1 protein-coding gene is annotated in these 473 nt (G+C 67.0%); it reads right to left on the bottom strand.

All coding sequences use genetic code 11. The features are described from left to right. Positions 1–129: 129 nt before the first annotated feature. A partial coding sequence (locus tag FQ755_RS13625) for an elongation factor 1-alpha C-terminal domain-related protein (protein ID WP_409937496.1) occupies positions 130–473 on the bottom strand: 344 nt, incomplete at its 5' end.

The following is a 473-nucleotide window of genomic DNA, read 5'->3' as shown; positions in this document are numbered from 1 at the left end:
AGGCGCGCGCCGCGCACCGTGATCAGGTCGGCCGCGCCGGGTCCGGCGCCAATCAGATACACCTTGCCCATAAGCCTTTCATTGGTAGAGCGCCGTCGGCCGCGACACGCGAGGCCGACGGCGCCGGACTCACGCCGAGTAGGCGCGAATCATCCCGGCGGCGACCGTGTGATGGGTCGCCTCGTCGATCAGCACGAACGCGCCCGTGCCCGGATGCGCATCGTAGGTATCGCAGACGATCGGCTTCTGCAGCGTCAGCGCCACCCGGCCGATGTCGTTCATCTTCAGGTCCTGGCGGTCGCTGGCGTGCGACAGCGTATGCACGTCCAGCACCTGCTTGACCGCGCCGATCTTGGTGAACACCGTGTTGGTGGTCTGCTTGAGCAGATACTTGCGTTGCGGGGACAGCGGGGTGTCGTCGAACCAGCAGAGATCGGCCTCCAGCTTCCGGGGCGGCTCGATGCGCTGCGCGT

It is taken from the genome of Paraburkholderia sp. BCC1885 (genome assembly GCF_900996235.1).
Taxonomy (GTDB): Bacteria; Pseudomonadota; Gammaproteobacteria; order Burkholderiales; family Burkholderiaceae; genus Paraburkholderia.
Note: the sequence above shows the minus strand (reverse complement) of the source record. Positions and strands in the feature narration are given on the sequence as shown.